The sequence below is a fragment of the Acidovorax soli genome, assembly GCF_014207955.1.
GTDB lineage: Bacteria > Pseudomonadota > Gammaproteobacteria > Burkholderiales > Burkholderiaceae_C > Acidovorax > Acidovorax soli_A.
This window is the reverse complement of the sequence record NZ_JACHLK010000007.1, coordinates 357,469-377,085: the sequence shown is the minus strand read 5'-3', so window position 1 is coordinate 377,085 and position 19,617 is coordinate 357,469. Positions and strand designations below refer to the sequence as shown.

Here is a 19,617-nt window from a genome sequence, read left to right as displayed (position 1 = left end):
CGGGCAGCGGGGTCGTCTTTTCTTGGCCTACCTTCTTTTGACGAAGCAAAAGAAGGTAGGTGCGCCGCCGGGCGCACATCCCGGCTCCCGCCCTCAACACAGGCATGTAGCAACCACCAACAACCGCACGACGACCACCGCCCCACCACCGATAATCCCCACCCATGATCAAGCTGTTTGTCGGCCTGGGCAACCCAGGCCCCGATTACGAAGCCACCCGCCACAACGCCGGCTTCTGGTGGATCGACGCCCTCGCGCGCGAGCTCAAGGTGAACCTGGTTCCCGAGCGCTCCTACCATGGCCTGGCGGCACGCGCCACCGTGCACGGCCAGAGCGTCTGGCTGCTGCAGCCGCAGACCTTCATGAACCTGTCAGGCAAGTCGGTCGCCTCCCTGGCCCGCTTCTTCAAGATCACGCCCGAGGAAGTCCTCGTGGTGCACGATGAACTCGACATCCCGCCCGGCCAGGTCAAGCTCAAGCGCGGCGGCAGCCATGCGGGGCACAACGGACTGCGCGACATCCATGCCCAACTGGGTTCGCCCGACTACTGGCGCCTGCGCATCGGCATCGGCCACCCGGGCGTGAAGTCCGAAGTGGCCAACTGGGTGCTGAAAAAACCCGCCCCCGATCAGCGCACGGCCATCGAAGACTCCATCACCCACTCCGTCAAGGCCTACCCGGCCATGCTGGCTGGCGAGATGGACAAGGCCACACTGCTGATCCACACCGTGAAACCGCCCCGCCCCAAGCCACCGCGGCCGCCGGAACTGGCGACCACCAAGCCACCGTCGCCCACCCCGGAGTGAGCTACAGGTGCACGGCATGAAGCAAAACAGCCCGCCAATTGGCGGGCTGTTTTGCTTTGGATGCTCGTTCGTGCCAGGTGATCAGGCCTGCGCTGGAGGTGCCTGCAAGCGCTGGAACTTCTGCCACAGCGTTTCGCGGCTTTCCACATGCTGGGGATTCACGGGGATGCAGGCCACGGGGCAGATCTGCACGCACTGCGGCTCGTCGAAATGGCCCACGCACTCGGTGCATTTGTGCGGGTCGATCTCGTAGATCTCCTCGCCCAGGTAGATCGCGTCGTTCGGGCACTCCGGCTCGCAGACGTCGCAATTGATGCACTCATCGGTGATCATCAACGCCATGGCACACCCCCTTGCGCACGGGGTGCGATGGAACACAGAGGAGACAGCGCAGGCTTCATGGTGCATATTATCGCGTGGTAACCGGATGTACCTTGTGAGCCACACCGGAACACAACACCGCCGATGGGGGTGTTTTTGCCGTTATGCTGTGTATACACATTAATTGTGACGCCGGAAATTCCCACCCTCCGGCTGCCACGCACAACCACACCACCCACACGACACCCCACCATGGGACTGTTCTTCCTCAAGCGGTTCATCACCCTCCTGGCGACGCTGATCGGCGCCTCCATCGTCGTCTTCCTGGTGCTGGAGATCCTGCCGGGCAATGCGGCGCAGATGCTCATGGGGCCGGATGCCTCCCCCGATGCCGTGGCGGCCCTGGCCACCAAGCTGGGCCTGGACCAGCCGGCCACGCAGCGCTACTGGGAGTGGATCAGCGGCCTGGTGGTGGGCGACATGGGCAACAGCTACGCCTACAGCACCCCGGTGCTGGAGCTGGTGCTCGAACGTCTGGCCCTCACGGTGCCACTGGCGCTGATGGCCATGGTCATCACCACGGTGCTGGCCTTGATCGCGGGCGTGTACGCCGCCTCGCGCCACAACAAGCTCGGTGACGTGGGCATGATGGGCCTGGCGCAGATCGGCATCGCCATTCCCAACTTCTGGTTCGCCATCCTCTTGATCCTGCTGTTCTCGGTGAAGCTGCAGTGGTTCTCGGCCGGCGGCTTCCCAGGCTGGACCGAGGACGCCGGCGGCAGCCCGCTCGAAGCCCTCAAGGCGCTGCTCCTGCCGGCCATTGCCCTGGCCGTGGTGCAGGCCGCCATCCTGGCGCGCATCACGCGCTCGGCCGTGCTCGAGGTGCTGCGCGAGGATTTCGTGCGCACCGCACGCGCCAAGGGCCTGTCGCAGCGCGCCGCGCTCTGGAGCCATGTGCTGCGCAACGCCATGATCCCGGTGATCACCGTGATGGGCCTGCAGTTCGCCAACCTGCTGGCCGGCACCATCGTCGTCGAGAACGTGTTCTACCTGCCCGGCCTGGGGCGGCTGATCTTCCAGTCCATCTCCAACCGCGACCTGATCGTGGTGCGCAACTGCGTGATGCTGCTGGCCGCCATGGTGGTCATCGTGAACTTCGTGGTGGACATCCTCTACGCGGTGATCGACCCGCGCGTCAAAGCCAGCGACATCTGAGAGCCGACAACCCATGAGCGCCGTCCCCACCACCCCATCCATCCGCCCCGCTGGGGCACCCGCCCCCGGCTGGTGGCACCGCGCACTGCGCCACCGCAGCTTCGTCATCGGCGCCGTGCTGTCGCTGCTGCTGCTTGTCGCGGCCGGCCTGTCCCTGGTCTGGACGCCCTGGTCGCCCTATGAGATGGACCTGGCCGTGAAGCTGCAGCCGCCCTCCATGGCGCACTGGCTGGGCACCGATGCCTTCGGGCGCGACGTGGCCTCGCTGCTGCTCGTGGGTGCACGCAACTCCATTCTGGTGGGCGTGATCGCCGTGGGCATCGGCCTGACCATCGGCACGGCGCTGGGCCTGCTGGCAGCCGCCAAGCGCGGCTGGGTGGAAGAGCTCATCATGCGCCTGGCGGACTTCACCTTCGCCTTTCCGGCCATCCTCTCGGCCATCATGATGACGGCGGTGTTCGGCGCGGGCATCGTCAACTCCATCATCGCCATCGGCATCTTCAACATACCGACCTTCGCGCGCGTCACGCGCGCCTCGGCCAATGCCGTGTGGTCGCGCGAGTACATCCTCGCCTCCCGCGCCTGCGGCAAGGGCAGCTGGCGCATCACCATCGAGCATGTGCTGCCCAACATCCTATCGGTGCTGATCGTGCAGGCCACCATCCAGTTCGCCATCGCCATCCTGGCCGAGGCCGCGCTGTCCTACCTGGGCCTGGGCACACAACCGCCCCAGCCATCCTGGGGCCGCATGCTCAGCGAGGCGCAGACGCTGATGTTCCAGGCACCGCTGCTGGCCGTGTGGCCCGGCGTGGCCATCGCGCTGGCTGTGCTGGGCCTGAACCTGCTCGGCGATGGCCTGCGCGACCTGCTCGATCCCCGCTTGTCGCGCAAGCGGTGACTGGCAGTGCCAGCAAGAACGACCAAGACGACGATGAAGACGAGTACCTGCTGCCATGCCCCTGCTTGAAGTCTCCAACCTGCAGATCCGCCTGCAGACCCACCGGGGCCCTGCCGACGCCGTGCGCGGCGTGAGCTTTGCCCTGGAACGCGGCGAAACCCTGGGCCTGATCGGCGAGTCGGGCTGCGGCAAGTCCATCACCGCCATGTCGCTCATGGGCCTGTTGCCCGAGAGTGCCCAGGTCAGCGGCAGCATCCGCTTCGACGGCGAGGAGCTCGTGGGCCGCAGCGATGCGCAGATGTGCCGCATGCGCGGCAACCGCATCGGCATGGTGTTCCAGGAACCCATGACGGCGCTGAACCCGGTGCACACCATCGGCCGCCAGGTGGCCGAACCGCTGCGCCTGCACCGCGGCATGGGTGCGGCCGAAGCGCGCAAGGAAGCCATCTCCCTGCTCGACCGCGTGGGCATCCCCAACGCGGCACAGCGCTTCGATGCCTACCCGCACCAGTTCTCGGGCGGGCAGCGCCAGCGCATCACCATTGCCATGGCCCTGGCCTGCGGGCCCGACCTGCTGATCGCCGACGAACCCACCACCGCACTGGACGTGACCATCCAGCAGCAGATCCTGGACCTCATCAGCGACCTGGTGGCCGAGCGCAACATGGCGCTGATCCTCATCTCGCACGACCTCGGGGTGATTTCGCAGAACGTGGACCGCATGCTCGTGATGTACGGCGGCAGCGTGGTTGAAAGCGGCTCCACCGCCTCGGTCTTCTCGGCCATGGCCCATCCCTACACGCGCGGCCTGTTCGCTGCACGCCCGCACCTCGGTGCGGTGCACGCGCCGGGCGAGCGCCCACGCCTGTCCACCATCGCCGGCACCGTGCCCGAGCTGGTGGACCTGCCTGCGGGCTGCCCCTTCGCCGGCCGCTGCAGCCACACCATCGACATCTGCCACCATGAGCGGCCGGCAGCCCAGGTGGTGGGCCGCGACGAGGATGGCGAGCATGCCGTGCGCTGCCTGCGCCATGAGGCCATCGCCCAGGCACTGAGCGCACAGCAGCCCGCCCCGGCCGTGGGAGTGCCCGCATGAACGCACACGCACAGACCCCGCCCGCCACCACGGCCAACGGCCCCCTGCTCCAGGTCACGGACCTGGTGCGCGAATACACGCTGCCGCGCGAGCATGTCTTTCGCCCACCCGGCAAGGTGCACGCGCTCAACGGGGTGAGCTTTTCCATCGCCTCGGGCCGCAGCCTGGGCATCGTGGGCGAGTCGGGCTCGGGCAAGTCGACCCTGGCGCGCACGGTGATGGCGCTCGATGCGCCCACCTCTGGCACGGTGCACCTGCTTGGGCGCAACCTGCACGCGCTGGCGCCAGCCGAGCTGCGCCAGGCGCGGCGCGATTTCCAGATGGTGTTCCAGGACCCCTATGGCTCGCTCGACCCGCGCCAGACGGTGGAGCGCATCGTCACCGAGCCGCTGCAGGCCCAGGGCGAGACCAGCCGCGCTGCCCAGCGCGAGCAGGCCGGCCAGGTGCTTGCGCAGGTGGGTCTGCGCACCAACGACCTGGACAAGTACCCGCACGAATTCTCGGGCGGCCAGCGCCAGCGCATTGCCATTGCGCGCGCGCTCATCACACGCCCGCGCCTCATCGTGGCCGACGAACCGGTGAGCGCGCTCGACGTATCGGTGCAGGCCCAGGTGCTCAACCTGATGCAGGACCTGCAGCAGCAGTTCGGCATCACCTACATGCTGATCAGCCACGACCTGGCGGTGGTCAACCACCTGTGCGACGAGGTCGTGGTGCTCTACCAGGGGCGCATTGTCGAGCGCGGTTCGCCGGCCGAGCTGTTCCGCAACGCTCAGCACCCTTACACGCAGTCGCTGGTGGCTGCCGTGCCCCAGGTGCAGCCCGGGCGGGCACGTGCGCGCCGCGCCGCGGCCCGGGCGGCCGCCACAGCGCAAAACGCATAACCATACATGTCCCCAATGGTGTAAAAAGCTTCCGTGCTCCCCGGTAACAATTTGCACCGGGGCTTTCGTCTGGTTTTTTGTCTGGAGAGTCCGAACATGCTGAACCGCCGTACCGTTCTTGCCACTGGCGCCATCGCCACCGTCCCCCTGGCCACCCCCTTCGGCGCCCTCGCCCAGGGCCGCAAGGATGCCGTGGTACTGGCCATGACGCTGGAACCACCAGGCCTGGACCCGACGGCCGGCGCCGCCTCGGCCATCGCCGAGATCGTGCAGTACAACATCTTCGAAACGCTCACCAAGATCAATGCCGACGGCAGCGTCTCGCCGCTGCTGGCCGAGAGCTGGGAAGTCTCGCCCGACCTCAAGACCTACACCTTCAAGCTGCGCCGCGGCGTGACCTTCCAGAACGGCGAGCCCTTCAATGCCGCCGCCGTGAAGTTCTCCTACGACCGCGCGGGCGGCGAGAAGAGCACCAACAAGGACAAGCGCACCTTCGCCAACCTCACCACGCAGGTGGTGGACGACTACACCGTGGTGGTGCTCAACAAGGACATCGACCCCGACCTGCTGTTCATCCTGGGCCAGGCCACGTCCATCATCGTGGAGCCCAAGAGCGCCGAAGGCAATGCCACCAAGCCCGTGGGCACCGGCCCCTACCAGCTCAATGCATGGAACAAGGGCTCCTCCGTGGTGCTGGCGGCCTGGAGCGGCTTCCGCGCCCCGGCCACCATCAAGATCAAGCGCGCCACCTTCCGCTTCATCTCCGACCCGGCGGCCCAGGTCGCCGCCCTGCTGGCCGGTGATGTGGACGCCTTCCCGCGCGTCACGCCGCGCAGCGTGGCGCAGTTCAAGTCCAACCCGCGCTTCCAGGTGGTGGTGAGCGGCTCGCGCGCCAAGACCATCCTGGCCATCAACAACGCCAAGAAGCCGCTCGACGATGTGCGCGTGCGCCGCGCCATCGCCGCCGCCGTGGACCGCAAGGCCGTGATCGAAGGCGCGGCCGATGGCTATGGCGCGCCCATCGGCAGCCACTATGTGCCCGGTGCCTTCGGCTACGTGGACACCACGGGCGTGAACCCCTACGACGTGGAAAAGGCCAAGAAGCTGCTGGCCGAGGCCGGCGTGAAGACGCCGCTGGAACTGACCGTGACCCTGCCGCCCACGCCCTACGCGCGCCAGGGCGGCGAAGTGATCGCGGCCCAGTTGGCCAAGATCGGCATCACCGCCAAGCTGCAGAACGTGGAATGGGCCCAGTGGCTCAGCGGCACCTACGGCAACAAGAACTACGACCTGACCATCATCTCGCACGTGGAGCCGTTCGACCTGGGCAACTTCGCCAAGCCCGACTACTACTGGGGCTACAACTCGCCCAAGTTCAACGAAATCTTCAACCAGATCAAGAACGCTGCCCGCCCCGCCGACCGCTCGCGCCTGCTGGGCGACGCCCAGCGCCTGATCGCGCAGGATGCGGTGCATGCCTTCCTGTACCAGAACCAGTGGATCACGGTGGCCAACAAGAACCTCAAGGGCCTGTGGAAAGACATGCCCGTGTTCGTGAACGACATCTCGGCCCTGTCCTGGGCCTGACGACGCCGGCGGCAGGGGCTGCGCAGCCTCCCGTTGCTGCAGCGGCCCTCGTCCTTCCCCCCTGGCTGCCGTGCATGCACGGCAGCCTTTTTCTCTATCCTCCCTGCCCCTTCGCCCCCTGCCATGAGTGACCTGCACGACCTGCCCGCCCACGCACTGACCGCGGCCTACCGCCAGCGCACGCTTTCTCCCGTCGAGGTCACGCAGGCCGTGCTGAACCACATCGCAGCCTGGGAACCCCACATCCAGGCCACCTACCTGCTGCGCCCCGAGCGGGCGCTGGAACAGGCGCGCGCCTCCGAGGCCCGCTGGGCCCGGGGTGAGCCCCTGGGCCTGCTCGACGGCGTGCCGGCCACCATCAAGGAAAACATCGCCACCGAGGGGGATCCATTGCCAGCCGGTACGGCCGCCGTGGACCTGGTGCCCGCCGCCGCCGATGCGCCGCCCGCCGCGCGCATGCGCGAGGCCGGTGCCGTGGTCGTGTCCAAGACCACCATGCCCGACTACGGCATGCTCTCCTCCGGGCTGTCGAGCTTCCACCCCCTTGCGCGCAACCCCTGGGACACCAGCAAGGGCCCGGGCGGCTCCAGTGCCGGCGGTGGCGCGGCCGCGGCGGCCGGCTACGGCCCGCTGCACATCGGCACCGACATCGGCGGCTCGCTGCGCCTGCCGGCCAGTTGGTGCGGCATCTTCAGCTTGAAGCCCAGCCTGGGCCGCATCCCGATCGACCCGCCCTACACCGGCCGCGCCGCCGGCCCCATGACCCGCACTGTGGCCGATGCCGCGCTCATGATGCAGGTCTTGAGCCGCCCCGACGCGCGCGACAGCATGGGCCTGCCGGCCCAGGACATCGCCTGGGACCGGTTCGACCAGGGCACCGAACGCCTGCGCGGCCTGCGCATCGGCCTGCTGCTGGACGCCGGCTGCGGCCTGCCCGTGGACCCCGAAGTGCGTGCCGCCGTGGAGAACGCCGCGCACCTGATGGAGGCCGCCGGCGCCACCATCGTGCCGATGCGCCCGTTCATGACGCAGGCCATGCTCGACGGCATGGACCACTTCTGGCGCATGCGCTCCTTCACCGACATGCAGGCCCTGGCCCCCGCCAAGCGCGAGAAGGTGCTGCCCTACATCCGCGCCTGGGCCGACAGTGCCGAAGGCATGTCGGGCCAGGCGGTGTTCAACGCCAGCCAGCAGTTCCACCTCACGCGCGTGGCCGCGGTCAAGGCCTGCAATGCGTTTGACTACGTGATCTCGCCCGTGGCGCCCAACGTCGCCTTCCAGGCCGAGCTGCCCTCGCCCACCAACGACCCGCTGCGCCCGCTGGAGCACATCGGCTTCACCGTGCCGTTCAACATGTCCGAGCAGCCCGCCGCCTCGGTCAACTGCGGCTACACACAGGCCGGCCTGCCCATTGGCCTGCAGATCGCCGGTGCGCGCTTTGACGACCTGGGCGTGCTGCAGGTCTCGCGCGCCTTCGAGCTGGTGCGCGGCACCCAGCGCCCCTGGCCCCAGCCGCCCAAGGCCTGATCCATGGACGTCCTGATCCTGTCGATCCTGATCGCCAGCGGCGTCTACATGCTCAATGCCAAGGAGCAGCGCAAGCGCATTGCGCTGCTCGGCGCACACCTGGCCAACTACCAGATCGAAAAGCTCATGGAGGCGCTGACCGAGGGCTACCTGCGCGCACTGGGCGAAAGCACCGACGAGCGGCGCGGCCAGATCTGGTCGCTGCTGGAGACGACCGAATCGCAGCTGGCCGAGCAGTTCACGCGCTTCGCGGCCGACTTCTCCAAGGTCGACGAAGTGCAGGCCCGCGTGAGCCGGCTGGCGCTGGCCATCCCGTTCGCGCAGGCCATCCTGCCCGCCGCCACCTTCGACATGCGCCGTGCGCTGGCCATCCACGCGCGCGGTATCGCCAGCGTGGCGGAGAACAGTGAGCACCGCACACCCAAGGACAAGGCCTTCGTGATGACGGCCGAGCTCTTGCTCATGCAGCACAGCTGCCATTGGTTCTGCAAGTCCAAGACCATCGCCACGGCGCGCATGCTGGCGCGCCACAAGACGCCGCACGAGCAGCTCGTGGCCTCGGTATCGCCCGCCACGCGCACGGCCTACCAGGCCCTCGTCAACGGCAGCTGAGCCAGCGCAAGGCGCATGCCTGCCGTCCACCGCACAATGCACTGATGCACACCGCCACCGACAGCCTGGGCAACCCCGTCACCCTGCACGAGCCGGGCAGCCTGGCCGCCTTGAACGATTTCGTCGAGGGCTTCATCGCCTGCGAGGCGCGCGCCGTGAACGTGCTCGCCGCCGAACAGGACGAAAGCGCCATCGTGCAGGCTTGCTGCGCGGCGCTCCACATGTTTGCCGAATCGGCCGATGCGCCGCGCAATGCACGGCCTTACCTGCAGCGCGCGCAGGCCGCGGCCGGCCGGGCCACGGAGCGCGAGCGGCGCTTTGTCGCCGCCGTGGCCGCCTGGGTGGCGGGCGACCTGCCGCGCGCCATTGCCCTGCATGAAGAGCAGGCCCGCCTGCACCCACGCGACCTGGCTTCGCTCAAGCTCGGCCAGTACCATTTGTTCAACCGCGGCGATTCGCCGGGCATGCTGCGCATCGCCCTGGCTGCGCTGCCCGCAGCGGCCGAAGTGCCGTACCTGCACGGCATGCTGGCCTTTGGCTGGGAGCAATGCCACCTGCTCGACCGCGCCGAGGCCTCGGCCCGGCATGCGGTAGCCCTGTGCCGCAAGGAGCCCTGGGCCCACCATGCCCTGGCCCACGTGATGCTGACCCAGGGCCGCATTGCCGAGGGCACGGACTTCATGGCCGGCGTCAGCGATACCTGGACGGGGCTGAACTCCTTCATGGTCACCCACAACTGGTGGCACCAGGCCCTGTTTCTGCTGGAACAGGACCGCCATGCCGAGGTGCTGGCGCTGTACGACCAGCAGGTCTGGGGCGTGGTCAAGGAATACACGCAGGATCAGATCAACGCCGTCTCGCTGCTCGCACGGCTGGAACTGGCCGGGGTGGACGTGGGCGCCGCACGCTGGGCTGACGTGTCCGGCCACCTGGCGCAGCGCCTGTCGGACCAGGTGCTGCCCTTCCTGGACCTGCAGTACCTCTACGGCCTGGCCCGTGCCGGCCGCATGGCCGAAGCACGCACCCTGCTGCAGCACATCGGGGCCCACGCCGCCAGCCGCACCGAAGCGCACGAGCGCACCGTATGGCAGCAGGTCTGCGTGCCCGCCGCCCACGGCCTGCTCGCGCATGCCACGGGCGACTGGGCCGCCGCCGTGCAGCAGCTGGGCCTGGCGCTGCCGCAACTGGTGGCCGTGGGCGGCAGCCATGCGCAGCGCGACCTGTTCCACCAGATCTACCTTGACGCACTGGCCCGAAGCGGCCAGTGGACCCCGCTGCAGAACCTGCTGCAACCGCAGGCCAACGCCCAACCCGAGTCCAAGCGCCTGGCGCGGCAGCTGCGGAGCGTGTATGCAGCACTCGCCCTGGACGGCCCCCTGGGCACCGCGTAGGACAGGACCTTGCGGCCGTGTAGCCGCACCGCGCATTGTCGTAGTGCGGGGCCGCGCACGGTGCAAACCCCTGCCTGCGCGGGCCCGCCGCGGGCCAATCCGGTTCTAGAATGGCAACGCACAGTGCCCCGGGGCGCGGTGCGCGTTCCCTCCACCGGTTTCCGCACCTTGCCGCACAACGCCCACGCCCCCACGCCCTCCCTGCCCGCCACGACCGATGCGCTGCAGGCCTTGCGCCAGGCCACCGCCGGGCAGCATGCCCGGCTCGACGCCAGCCTGCCCATTGGCCGCGAGGGTGCCACCCTGGCCGACTACGCCGCGCACACGCACATGGTCGCGGCCTGGCTGCAGGCGCTGTGGCCCCTGCTGCTGCACCTGCAGACCCGGGAGACGGGCTTTTTCTTTGCGCCCCCCGAACGGCTCGTGGCCCTGCGGCAGGACCTGGAGCAGGCCCGCGCTCAGCCCTGGCCCTACCCCAGCACAGCCACCCTGCAATGCATGGACCAGGCACTGGCCCGCCACCCGAACCAGGCGGACGCTGTGCACTGGGGCATGGCCTATGTGGTGGAAGGCTCGCAACTGGGCGGGCAGGTGCTCTACCGCAGGCTTGCACCGCACCTGGCCCCGCACCCGCTGCGCTACCTGCAGGGCGATGGCACCGGCACCGGGGCGCGCTGGAAGACCTTCATGGCGCTGCTGCGCACCCACCTGGCTTCGGCCGCCGCCGTTGCGGCCGCCTGCGACGGCGCACGGGCGGCCTTCCAGGGCCTGCAGGCGCATGCCGAAGCGCTTGAAGGAACTCCGGCATGAACTCCGGCGCGGGCCCCGTGCAGCCAGCCACGCTGGAAAACTGCGACCGCGAACCCATCCACATTCCAGGCTCCATCCAGTCCCATGGCGTGCTCGTGGCCGTGGACGGGAGCGGCCTGGTGCGCCACGCCAGCCGCAATGCCCAGGCTTTGCTGGGGCATGCCGTGCAGCCGGGCGAACGGCTGCGCAGCAGCGCCCTGGTCGCTCAGCACCCGGCCCTGGGCGAGCTGCTCGACGAAGGCCTGGCCGCACTGGGCGCTGCGGCCGACCTGCCCATGCCCACCGAACTGGAGGCTGCAGGCCACCGCTTCGACGTGGTGCTGCACCAGTCGCACGAACTGCTGGTGATCGAGTTCGAGGCGCGCCAGGCATCGAGCGATGAACTCACGGGCTTTGCCGTGCAGGCCCACCGCGCCATGGAGAAGCTGCGCCGCCCGCGCGCCTCCATCGACGACCTGCTGCAGCTGGCCACACAGGAGGTGCGCGCACTCACCGGCTTCGACCGGGTGATGGCCTACCGCTTCCGGCCGGACAGCAGCGGCGACGTGGTGGCCGAGTCGTGCGCGGATTTTCTCGACCCCTACCTGGGCCGGCGCTACCCGGCCAGCGACATTCCGGCCCAGGCGCGCGCGCTGTACGTGGCCAACACCCTGCGCCTGATCGCCGACGTCCAGGCCACGCCGGTCCCCCTGGCGTCTGCCGGTGGTGCGGCGCTCGACCTGAGCGCCGCCATCCTGCGCAGCGTCTCGCCCATCCACATCGAGTACCTGAACAACATGGGCGTGGGCGCGTCCATGAGCATCTCCATCGTCATCAACAACCGGCTGTGGGGGCTGCTCGCCTGCCACCACATGGGGCCGCGCCAGGTGCCCTACAGCGTGCGCATGGCCTGCGACGTGATGGCGCAGATGCTGGGCGCCAACATCCAGGCGGCCCTGGCGCGCAAGCAGGCCGAACGCCAGCAGCAGGTGGCCGAGCTGCGCACGCGCGTGATGGAAAGCGTGCTGCATTCCGACGACGAGTTCAGCGCCCTGTGCTCCCATGCCGGCGCCCTCATGCAGTCGATGCACGCCGACGCCCTCATCGTCTCCGAGCACAGCAAGCTGTGCACCCAGGGGGAGATCGGTGACCCCGCTGCCCGGGCGCTGCTGCAGTGGCTGGACGCCACGCACGCCGGCAGCCCCCTGTACGCCACCCACGCCCTGCCGCTGGAAGCGCCCGAAGTCGGCGTGCGGCTGTCGCCCTGGTGCGGCGTGCTCGCCCTGCCACTGGACATGCACCGGGGCAGCTGGCTGGTGTTTTTGCGCAAGGAACAGATCGAAACCATCCACTGGGGCGGCAAGCCCGAGAAGGAGGTGCGCCCAGGCCCGCTGGGCCCGCGCCTCACGCCGCGCGGCTCGTTCGATCTGTGGAAGGAGATCGTGCGCTCCACCGCCGAGCAATGGGCCGGCGATGACCTGGAGATCGCCCGCCAGCTGCTCGCGGAACTGGTGCGCGCCCAGAGTGCCCGCCATGCCGAACTGAACAACGCTCGCGCCCACCTGATGGCCGTGCTGGGCCACGACCTGCGCGACCCGCTGCACTCCATCAGCATGGCGGCGCGGGTGCTCGAAAAGAACAATGGCACCGATGCCCACACCGGCCGGCTGGGCCAGCGCATCCAGTCCAGCAGCAGCCGCATGCAGCGACTGGTGAGCCAGGTGATGGACATGTCGCGGCTGCAAAGCCGCCTGGGCCTGGACCTGCGGCCCGCCAGCATCGACCTGGTGCAATTGCTGACCGACCTGATGGACGAGGCACGCACGGCCCACCCGGGCCTGCAGCTGGTGGCGCACCTGCCCGACAGCCTGCGCACCGAGGCCGACCCCGATCGCATCGCCCAGGTGTTTGCCAACCTCATCAGCAATGCCCGCCACCATGGCGATGCCGGCCACCCGGTCGAAGTGCACGCCCAGGGCTCCGAGGCCGGGCCCGTGGTCCAGGTGCGCAATGTGGCACCGGCCATCGCGCCCGAGGTGGCGGCCGACCTGTTCACCCCGTTCAAGTCCTCGTCCGTGGGCAAGGCGCGCAACCGCTCCGGGCTGGGGCTGGGCCTGTACATCGCGCACCAGATCGTGCAGGGCCACGGCGGTCGCATCGGCTACGCCCACGAAGCGCCGCACGTGGTGTTCACGGTGCACCTGCCCCTGCGCCCGCCCGGCGCCGCCGACCATCCACCCTCCTGACCACCATGCCGCTAGAGATCCTTGTCATCGACGACAACCGGGATGCCACCGAACTCCTGGAAGAACTGCTGTCCATGGAAGGCCATGCCGTGCGCACGGCCGCCACCGCGGCCCGTGCGCTGGAGTTGGCTCACGAAAAGCCTGCGCAGATCTTCCTCGTCGACCAGAACCTGCCCGACATGGCCGGCTCGGACCTCGTGCCCCTGCTGCGTGCGAGTGTGGCCGGCCACGGCGATGGCCGCTGCTTTGCGATTGCCATCACGGGCATGGCCTCGGGCAACGCCAGGACGGCGGGCGGCCAGATGGGCGCCTTCGACTACATCCTGGGCAAGCCGCTCGACTTCGATGCCTTCGATGCCCTGCTCGCACGCTGCGCCGCAGCACTGCAGGCCCCGCCCGCCCCCTGAGTTCAAGGACCGTCCCCGCACATGCCTGCCAAAAAGCCCGCCCCCCTGGTGTCCGGTGCCGCCCGGGAGCTCACGGATGCCGGACTGCAGCATGCCGTGCTGATGCGCGCCATGCCGGTGCTGCGGCACGACGTGGCCAGCCCGCTGTCGGTGATGCGCATGGGCACCATGCTGCTCAAGCGGCGCCTGGGCCAGGGCGATCTGCCCCCGGACCAGGCCGTGGAGCGCATCGAACAGATCGAGGAGCAGCTCGCCGAGATTGCGCGCCACATCCGCCGGCTGCGCCTGTGGGATCTGCAGATCAACGACCGCCACACCGTGCAGGAGCTGGCGCGCGAGGCCGTGGAACTGGCGCGCCCCATGCTCATGGCGCGTGGCACCGAGATGGAGCCCCTGGCCGACGACGCGCCCGGCTGGGAGGGCAACGACAAGGTACCGCACAGCCTGCTGTACCTGGTGCTGGCCGCCATCTACCACCTGGCCGAACGGCCCGGCCCGGCGCCCGCCCGGGTCACGGTCGAGCCCCTGGGCGCACGCGGCGTGCGGGTGTGCGCCGACGGCACATCGACCGCATCCCCGGATCTGCTGGCGCCGCCCGAAGCGGGTGGCCCGGCGCGGCCTCCGGCGCTGGACCTGGCGGCCCTGCAGCAACTGGCGCAGCCCCTGGGCGTGCAGGTTCAGGTGGCCGGACCGCAGGTGGACATCACGCTGCCCGCGTGAAGCGCCTCACTCTGCGGCGCTCTCCACCAGCAGCTTCTTCTGGTCGTAGACCGGCTGGGGCGGCAGGTCCGCCAGGTGGCGCACATCGGCCCAATGCAGCAGCTCGATGGTGTCGCCGTTCAGGCGCACGCGGTTGAAACCGGCATTCGGGATGTCGCTCTGGCGCGGGCCATGCAGGCCCACGCCCTGCGCCGTGCGCCAGACCATGTCGAGCACACCGCCGTGCGTGACCACCATCAGGGTCTTGCCCGCGTACTGCTGCGCCAGACGGCGCACCGCGTCCATCACGCGGGTGTGGAACTGGCGCGTGGTCTCGCCGCCGGGCATGCCGCCGTCGGCGTCGAAGCGCAGCCAGTTCTCCCAGGCGCCCGCGTGCTGCAGCTTGATGTCGTCCACGCGCATGCCATCGACCAGGCCGAAGCTCTGCTCGCGCAGGCTGGCGTCCACCACATCGTCGAGGTTCAGTGCGGGCAGCAGCGTGTTCAGCACGGGCTGCGCGGTCTGGCGGGTGCGGATGAGGTCGCTGCAGACCAGGTGGTCCACGGCCAGGCGCTCGGCCCCCAGGCGCTCGGCCAGGCGGCGCGCCTGCTCGTGGCCTGTGGCGTTCAGGGGCACATCCACCTGGCCCTGGAAGCGCAGCTCACGGTTCCAGTCGGTCTCGCCGTGGCGTATCAGTATCAGTTCGGTCATCCCGTCCATTATCGAATGCATGCACAGTAATGCAAGCAAGTCGCTTGCCAGTGCTTTCCCGCACAGCACTGGCAGGCGGGAAAGGCGGCCGCTCAGAACCGGATGGGGGCCCCATGCGCCAGGGCCGGATCGAGCACCGGCGCTGCACCCTCCGCCCCACGGGCCAGGACCAGGGCGTACGGCCCTTCGCCGCGCGTGGCCAGATGCCGGGCCAGGGCACCCTCGCCGCTGCGCGGCGCGCCCAGCACCAGGGTGCTGGCACCGGCACGCACCAGGCCGATCTGCACGTCGCTGTGGGGCAGATCCACCGCGGCGCTGGCATGGCTGGCCGGTGCGCCCTGCGGCGGCTCGCCCAGCAGGGCCCGGTAGCGGCCCAGGCTGGCGGGCAGGTCGTGCACCGCGATGGACAGGCTGGCCACGCCGGTGGCGCCGTTGGGATGCACGCGCGCCTCGCCCTCGGGCACGCGCAGCGCGCGCGGCGTGATGTCGCCGCACAGAAAGGGCAGGTCGTGCGAGGGCGGGCGCGCGGTCTGCCAGCGCAGTTGCTCCCCGTCGGGCCGCACACGGCCGCCGTCGTGCGGGCCGCTCAGCGCCAGGCCGCGTGCCTGCGCCGCCGCCACCGTGGTGGCGGTGCCGGGCGGCAGCAGGGCAAAGTCCACGATGCCTTCGCCATGCTGCTGCAACAGTTGCCACCAGCGGTCGGCGGGCGCCGGCTCGCGCCACGCGATCAGCTCGAAGTAGCTGCCGTCGGCAAACACCACCAGGGCGTTGTGCGTGGGCCGGCCGGGGTGGTCGCCACCGCGCAGCACGTTGAAGCCCAGCGTGCGGTAGTCGGCGATGGTGGCGTCGAGGTCGTTGACGGCGATGACCACATGGTCGAGCGGCAAGGCCAGGACCTGGGCGGGAGTGCCGGCGCTCATGCCGCCACCGCCTCTTCGATCACGGGCGCCGCGGCCTTGGAATTGGTGAGCTGCACCCCGGCACGGATGGCCTGCGGATTGCGCAGCAGGTTCAGGATAGGGCAGTTGCGCTCCACCGCCTCGAACAGGGCGTCGATGTCGGCGCGGCTCGCGGGCGAGTCGATGTGCACCGTGTAGGCGATCTCATGCGGCCAGATGGGCGTGGCCTCGTGGCCGGGCTTGCCGCCGCGCGGGTCGATGATGCCGGTGACCTCGACCTCCAGGCTTTCGAGCGGCACCTGGCGCTCGGCCGCCTGGATCAGGAAGATGTGCGTGACGCAGGTGCCCAGCACGCCGAGCTGCAGCTCCGGCGAGCTCGGTCCCAGGTTGTAGCCCGCGAAATCGGGCGGGCTGTCGCTGATGACCTGGTGGTCGCGGATGCGCAGGCGGCGCACGCCGCTGCGGCCCTCGGCGCTCACGCGCGCCTTCAGGGCGGCGGGCTGGGCCGTGCCCGCGTCGATGGCGGCCTGGCGCGCCAGCACGGCAGCGCGTTTCTCGGCGAGGTAATCGTTCAGATGGCTCATGGCGGGTCGGTTCTCCGGTGCGTGCGTGCCGCGGCAGACGGAGCGCGGATCACGGACGTTCGGGCCATTGTTCGGCGCCGCACCGCCGCCTGGGAAGCGACAAAACCGCGCGCGCTTATGCGCATTCCGGATATGCGGTGCGGTCACGCCCACGCGCGGTTTTCAAATAACGATGCTACTTTTTATACCAATGCGTTTATGTAGCGCCGATACCATGAATTGCGTGGACCGGGTCTGCGCCGAGGGCGGCAGCCGGGAGTTGTGAACGCATTTTTGGACGCCTTTCGCGGCGCGAGGTATGAACGTGTTTCCCCTGAAAAAATCGATGGTCTGGGCTGCCGTGGGCATCCCGGTGTTGGCGCTGGGCGTGCTGCTGGCCGGCTGCTCCAAGAAGGACACGCCAGCCGCGGCTGCGGCCAGCGACGGCCCCGTGCAGGGCGGCACCCTGGTGTACCTGGAGCAGCAGGCCCACACCAACCTGTACCCGCCGGCCGGGGGCTTCTACCCCAACGGCGGCGTGCTCAACCAGATCACCGACAAACTCACCTACCAGGACCCCAAGACGCTGGAGATCCAGCCCTGGATCGCCGAGTCGTGGGAGGTGAACGCCACGGCCACCGAATACACCTTCAAGCTGCGCAAGGGGGTCACCTTCTCCGACGGCACGCCGCTCGATGCCACCGCCGTGGCGAAGAATTTCGACACCTACGGCCTGGGCAACAAGGAACTCAAGCTGCCCGTCTCGGAGGTCATCAACAACTACGAAAAAAGCGAGGTGCTGGATCCGCTCACGGTGAAGTTCACCTTCAAGAAACCTTCGCCGGGCTTTCTGCAGGGCACCTCGGTCATCGGCTCGGGCCTGGTTTCGCTGGCCACGCTGGCACGCCCCTTCGAGGAACTGGGCGACGCGACCAAGATCATCGGCTCCGGCCCCTTCGTGGTCACCAGCGAGACCCTGGGCAAGGAGCTCACCCTGCAGGCGCGCAAGGAGTACGCCTGGGGCCCGGCCAGGCTGGCCCACCAGGGCCGCGCGCGGCTCGATGAGGTCAAGTTCATCGTGACGCCCGAGGACAGCGTGCGCATCGGCGCGCTGCTGGCGGGCCAGGCCGGCTTCATCCGCCAGGTGCAGGCCTATGACGAAAAGCGCGTGCAGGAGCAGAAGTTCCAGATCTACGCGCCCTCCACGCGCGGCGTGAACAACAGTGTGGTGTTCCGTCCCGACAACGCGCTGGTGGCCGACGTGAAGGTACGCAAGGCCCTGCTGCACGCCACCAACACGCAGGAGATCGTGCAGACCCTGTTCTCGGCCAACTACCCGCAGGCGAAGTCGGTCATCGCCTCCACGGCGGCGGGCTATGTGGACCTGTCGGCCAAGCTGGCCTACGACGAGGCGGCCGCGAAGAAGCTGCTGGACGAGGCCGGCTGGACCCCGGGCGCCAACGGCCTGCGCCAGAAGGACGGCAAGGAACTGGTGCTGGCCGCCTACGAATCGCTGCCCCAGCCGCAGAACAAGGAGACGCTGCAGCTCATCGCCCAGCAGTGGGCCAAGGTGGGCGTGAAGCTCAATGTGCTGGCCGGCGACAGCGGCAGCCGCACGGTGGACAACCTCGACCCCGAGAAGACCCCGGTATCGCCCGGCATGGTGGGCCGCGCCGATCCCGACGTGATCAAGAGCAACTACTACCCCACCAACCGCAACGTGTTGCTGCAAAAGGGCGGGGTGAGCGGCAAGGTCAAGGCCTTTGTCGATGACAAGCTCAACGGCCTGCTCGACGCCATCGCGGCCGAGACCGACCCGGCCAGGCGCCTGGCGCTGGCCGGTGAGGTGCAGCACTACCTGATCGACCAGGCCTATGTGATCCCGGTGTTCGAGGAGCCCCAGGCCTTCGCCGGCGCCACCTGGGTGCGCGATGTGGGCTTCGAGGCCGTGGGCCGGCCCAGCTTCTACAGCACCTGGGTGAGCAAGCAGCCCTGATAGGGCGCAACAGCACGGAGGCCTTGCATGAACCTGCCTTACCTCGCGCGCCGCATCGGCCAGGCCCTGCTGGTGCTCTGGGCGGCCTTCACGGCGTCCTTCATCCTGCTGCAGCTGCTGCCGGCCGATGCGGTGCTGATCAAGTTCCTGAGCCCCGAGTTCGCCCTGGGCCCGCAGGAGATCGCGGACATCCGCGCCGCCTATGGGGCCGACACGCCCGTGTGGCGCCAGTACCTGCACAGCCTCACCGGCTTTCTCACGGGCAACTTCGGCTATTCGGTGCAGGCCGGGGTGCCGGTCAGCCAGGGGCTGGCCACCAACCTGCCGCCCACGCTGCGGCTGGCCAGCTTCGGCTTTGCCACGGCGCTGCTGCTGGCCGTGGCGCTGGCGTTTGCCGCGCAGCTCGCACGCCTTTCCTGGCTGCGCTCGGCCCTGCAGTCGCTGCCCTCGCTGTTCGTCTCGGTGCCGGTGTTCTGGCTGGGCATCATGCTGATCCAGGTCGTGTCCTTCCGCCTGGGCTGGATCCCCGTGATCAACCCGGGGCGCTGGGAGGGGCTGGTGCTGCCCACGCTGACCCTCGCGGTCCCGATCTCGGCACCGCTCGCACAGATCCTGCTGCGCAACATCGACGAGGTGCTCACCCAGCCCTTCGTGGCCGTGGCGCGCGCCAAGGGTGCCACGCGCCAGTGGGTGCTCTGGAAGCACGTGGCGCGCAATGCGCTGCTGCCCACGCTGACCATCGCGGGCGTACTGTTCGGCGAGCTGCTGGCCGGCGCCGTGGTGACGGAGGCGGTCTTTGGCCTCAACGGCCTGGGCAGCCTCACCCAGCAGGCCGTGGGCAACCAGGACACGGCCGTGCTGCAGGCCGTGGTGGTGTTCTCGGCCACCGCCTTCGTGCTCATCAACCTGGCCGTGGACCTGCTCTACCCAGTGCTCGACCCGCGGCTGCGCCATTCTCCCGGAACCTGAC

19 protein-coding genes are annotated in these 19,617 nt (G+C 69.1%); 15 read left to right on the top strand and 4 right to left on the bottom strand.

Annotated elements, in window-relative coordinates:
• The first annotated feature begins 164 nt into the window (after positions 1–164).
• A complete protein-coding gene (gene pth, locus HNP48_RS19315; protein WP_184859974.1) occupies positions 165–806 on the top strand; it encodes an aminoacyl-tRNA hydrolase in 642 nt (213 codons plus the stop codon).
• A gap of 81 nt (positions 807–887) precedes the next feature.
• On the opposite strand, the gene HNP48_RS19310 is transcribed toward pth, so the two are convergent.
• The gene (locus HNP48_RS19310; protein WP_184859972.1) at positions 888–1,148 is read right to left on the bottom strand and encodes a YfhL family 4Fe-4S dicluster ferredoxin; all 261 of its coding nucleotides are present in this window, start codon (positions 1,146–1,148) and stop codon (positions 888–890) included.
• 231 nt (positions 1,149–1,379) lie between these two features.
• On the opposite strand from HNP48_RS19310, the gene HNP48_RS19305 reads away from it, so the two are divergent.
• The 12 genes from HNP48_RS19305 to HNP48_RS19250 all read left to right on the top strand — a co-directional run bounded on the left by HNP48_RS19305 (position 1,380) and on the right by HNP48_RS19250 (position 14,499).
• Complete coding sequence (locus HNP48_RS19305; RefSeq protein WP_184859970.1) at positions 1,380–2,342, top strand: ABC transporter permease; 963 nt, start codon at positions 1,380–1,382, stop codon at positions 2,340–2,342.
• A 13-nt stretch (positions 2,343–2,355) separates the two neighbouring features.
• On the top strand, positions 2,356–3,240 hold the full coding sequence (locus HNP48_RS19300) for an ABC transporter permease (protein WP_184859968.1): 885 nt from the start codon (positions 2,356–2,358) through the stop codon (positions 3,238–3,240).
• A gap of 55 nt (positions 3,241–3,295) precedes the next feature.
• Positions 3,296–4,336 (top strand): ABC transporter ATP-binding protein, encoded by a 1,041-nt coding sequence (locus tag HNP48_RS19295; protein ID WP_184859966.1) that lies wholly within the window; start codon positions 3,296–3,298, stop codon positions 4,334–4,336.
• Positions 4,333–5,220 carry an ATP-binding cassette domain-containing protein gene (locus tag HNP48_RS19290; RefSeq protein ID WP_184859964.1) on the top strand — a complete coding sequence of 296 codons (888 nt, stop codon included), beginning with the start codon at positions 4,333–4,335 and terminating at the stop codon, positions 5,218–5,220. Before HNP48_RS19295 ends, HNP48_RS19290 begins: the two co-directional genes overlap by 4 nt.
• Positions 5,221–5,316: 96 nt before the next feature.
• Positions 5,317–6,807 carry an ABC transporter substrate-binding protein gene (locus tag HNP48_RS19285; RefSeq protein WP_184859961.1) on the top strand — a complete coding sequence of 497 codons (1,491 nt, stop codon included), beginning with the start codon at positions 5,317–5,319 and terminating at the stop codon, positions 6,805–6,807.
• 123 nt (positions 6,808–6,930) lie between these two features.
• Positions 6,931–8,334: an amidase gene (locus tag HNP48_RS19280; RefSeq protein WP_184859959.1), complete on the top strand. Its 1,404-nt coding sequence runs from the start codon at positions 6,931–6,933 to the stop codon at positions 8,332–8,334.
• Between the two features lie 3 nt (positions 8,335–8,337).
• Complete coding sequence (locus HNP48_RS19275; protein WP_184859957.1) at positions 8,338–8,946, top strand: hypothetical protein; 609 nt, start codon at positions 8,338–8,340, stop codon at positions 8,944–8,946.
• A gap of 44 nt (positions 8,947–8,990) precedes the next feature.
• Positions 8,991–10,337, top strand: a complete 1,347-nt coding sequence (locus HNP48_RS19270) for a tetratricopeptide repeat protein (RefSeq protein WP_184859955.1) — start codon at positions 8,991–8,993, stop codon at positions 10,335–10,337.
• Between the two features lie 168 nt (positions 10,338–10,505).
• Positions 10,506–11,147, top strand: coding sequence for a biliverdin-producing heme oxygenase (locus HNP48_RS19265; protein ID WP_260420289.1), 642 nt, complete (start codon positions 10,506–10,508; stop codon positions 11,145–11,147).
• Positions 11,144–13,372 carry an ATP-binding protein gene (locus HNP48_RS19260; RefSeq protein ID WP_184859953.1) on the top strand — a complete coding sequence of 743 codons (2,229 nt, stop codon included), beginning with the start codon at positions 11,144–11,146 and terminating at the stop codon, positions 13,370–13,372. Before HNP48_RS19265 ends, HNP48_RS19260 begins: the two co-directional genes overlap by 4 nt.
• Before the next feature lie 5 nt (positions 13,373–13,377).
• The gene (locus tag HNP48_RS19255) at positions 13,378–13,779 is read left to right on the top strand and encodes a response regulator (RefSeq protein ID WP_184859951.1); all 402 of its coding nucleotides are present in this window, start codon (positions 13,378–13,380) and stop codon (positions 13,777–13,779) included.
• Positions 13,780–13,800: 21 nt separating this feature from the next.
• Positions 13,801–14,499, top strand: coding sequence for a hypothetical protein (locus HNP48_RS19250; protein ID WP_184859949.1), 699 nt, complete (start codon positions 13,801–13,803; stop codon positions 14,497–14,499).
• Positions 14,500–14,505: 6 nt separating this feature from the next.
• Here the strand turns inward: HNP48_RS19250 and HNP48_RS19245 are convergent, their stop codons facing one another.
• From HNP48_RS19245 to HNP48_RS19235, 3 genes are all read right to left on the bottom strand, one after another.
• A complete protein-coding gene (locus HNP48_RS19245; protein ID WP_184859947.1) occupies positions 14,506–15,189 on the bottom strand; it encodes a histidine phosphatase family protein in 684 nt (227 codons plus the stop codon).
• Positions 15,190–15,281: 92 nt separating this feature from the next.
• Entirely contained in the window at positions 15,282–16,082 is an 801-nt protein-coding gene (locus HNP48_RS19240) for a VOC family protein (RefSeq protein ID WP_184860025.1), read from the bottom strand.
• A 23-nt stretch (positions 16,083–16,105) separates the two neighbouring features.
• A complete protein-coding gene (locus HNP48_RS19235) occupies positions 16,106–16,672 on the bottom strand; it encodes an OsmC family protein (RefSeq protein ID WP_184859945.1) in 567 nt (188 codons plus the stop codon).
• Between the two features lie 325 nt (positions 16,673–16,997).
• Between HNP48_RS19235 and HNP48_RS19230 the strand changes: the two genes are divergently transcribed.
• Both HNP48_RS19230 and HNP48_RS19225 read left to right on the top strand, forming a co-directional pair.
• Positions 16,998–18,647 (top strand): TIGR04028 family ABC transporter substrate-binding protein, encoded by a 1,650-nt coding sequence (locus HNP48_RS19230; RefSeq protein ID WP_260420297.1) that lies wholly within the window; start codon positions 16,998–17,000, stop codon positions 18,645–18,647.
• A gap of 27 nt (positions 18,648–18,674) precedes the next feature.
• The gene (locus tag HNP48_RS19225; protein ID WP_184859941.1) at positions 18,675–19,616 is read left to right on the top strand and encodes an ABC transporter permease; all 942 of its coding nucleotides are present in this window, start codon (positions 18,675–18,677) and stop codon (positions 19,614–19,616) included.
• Position 19,617 lies beyond the last annotated feature (1 nt).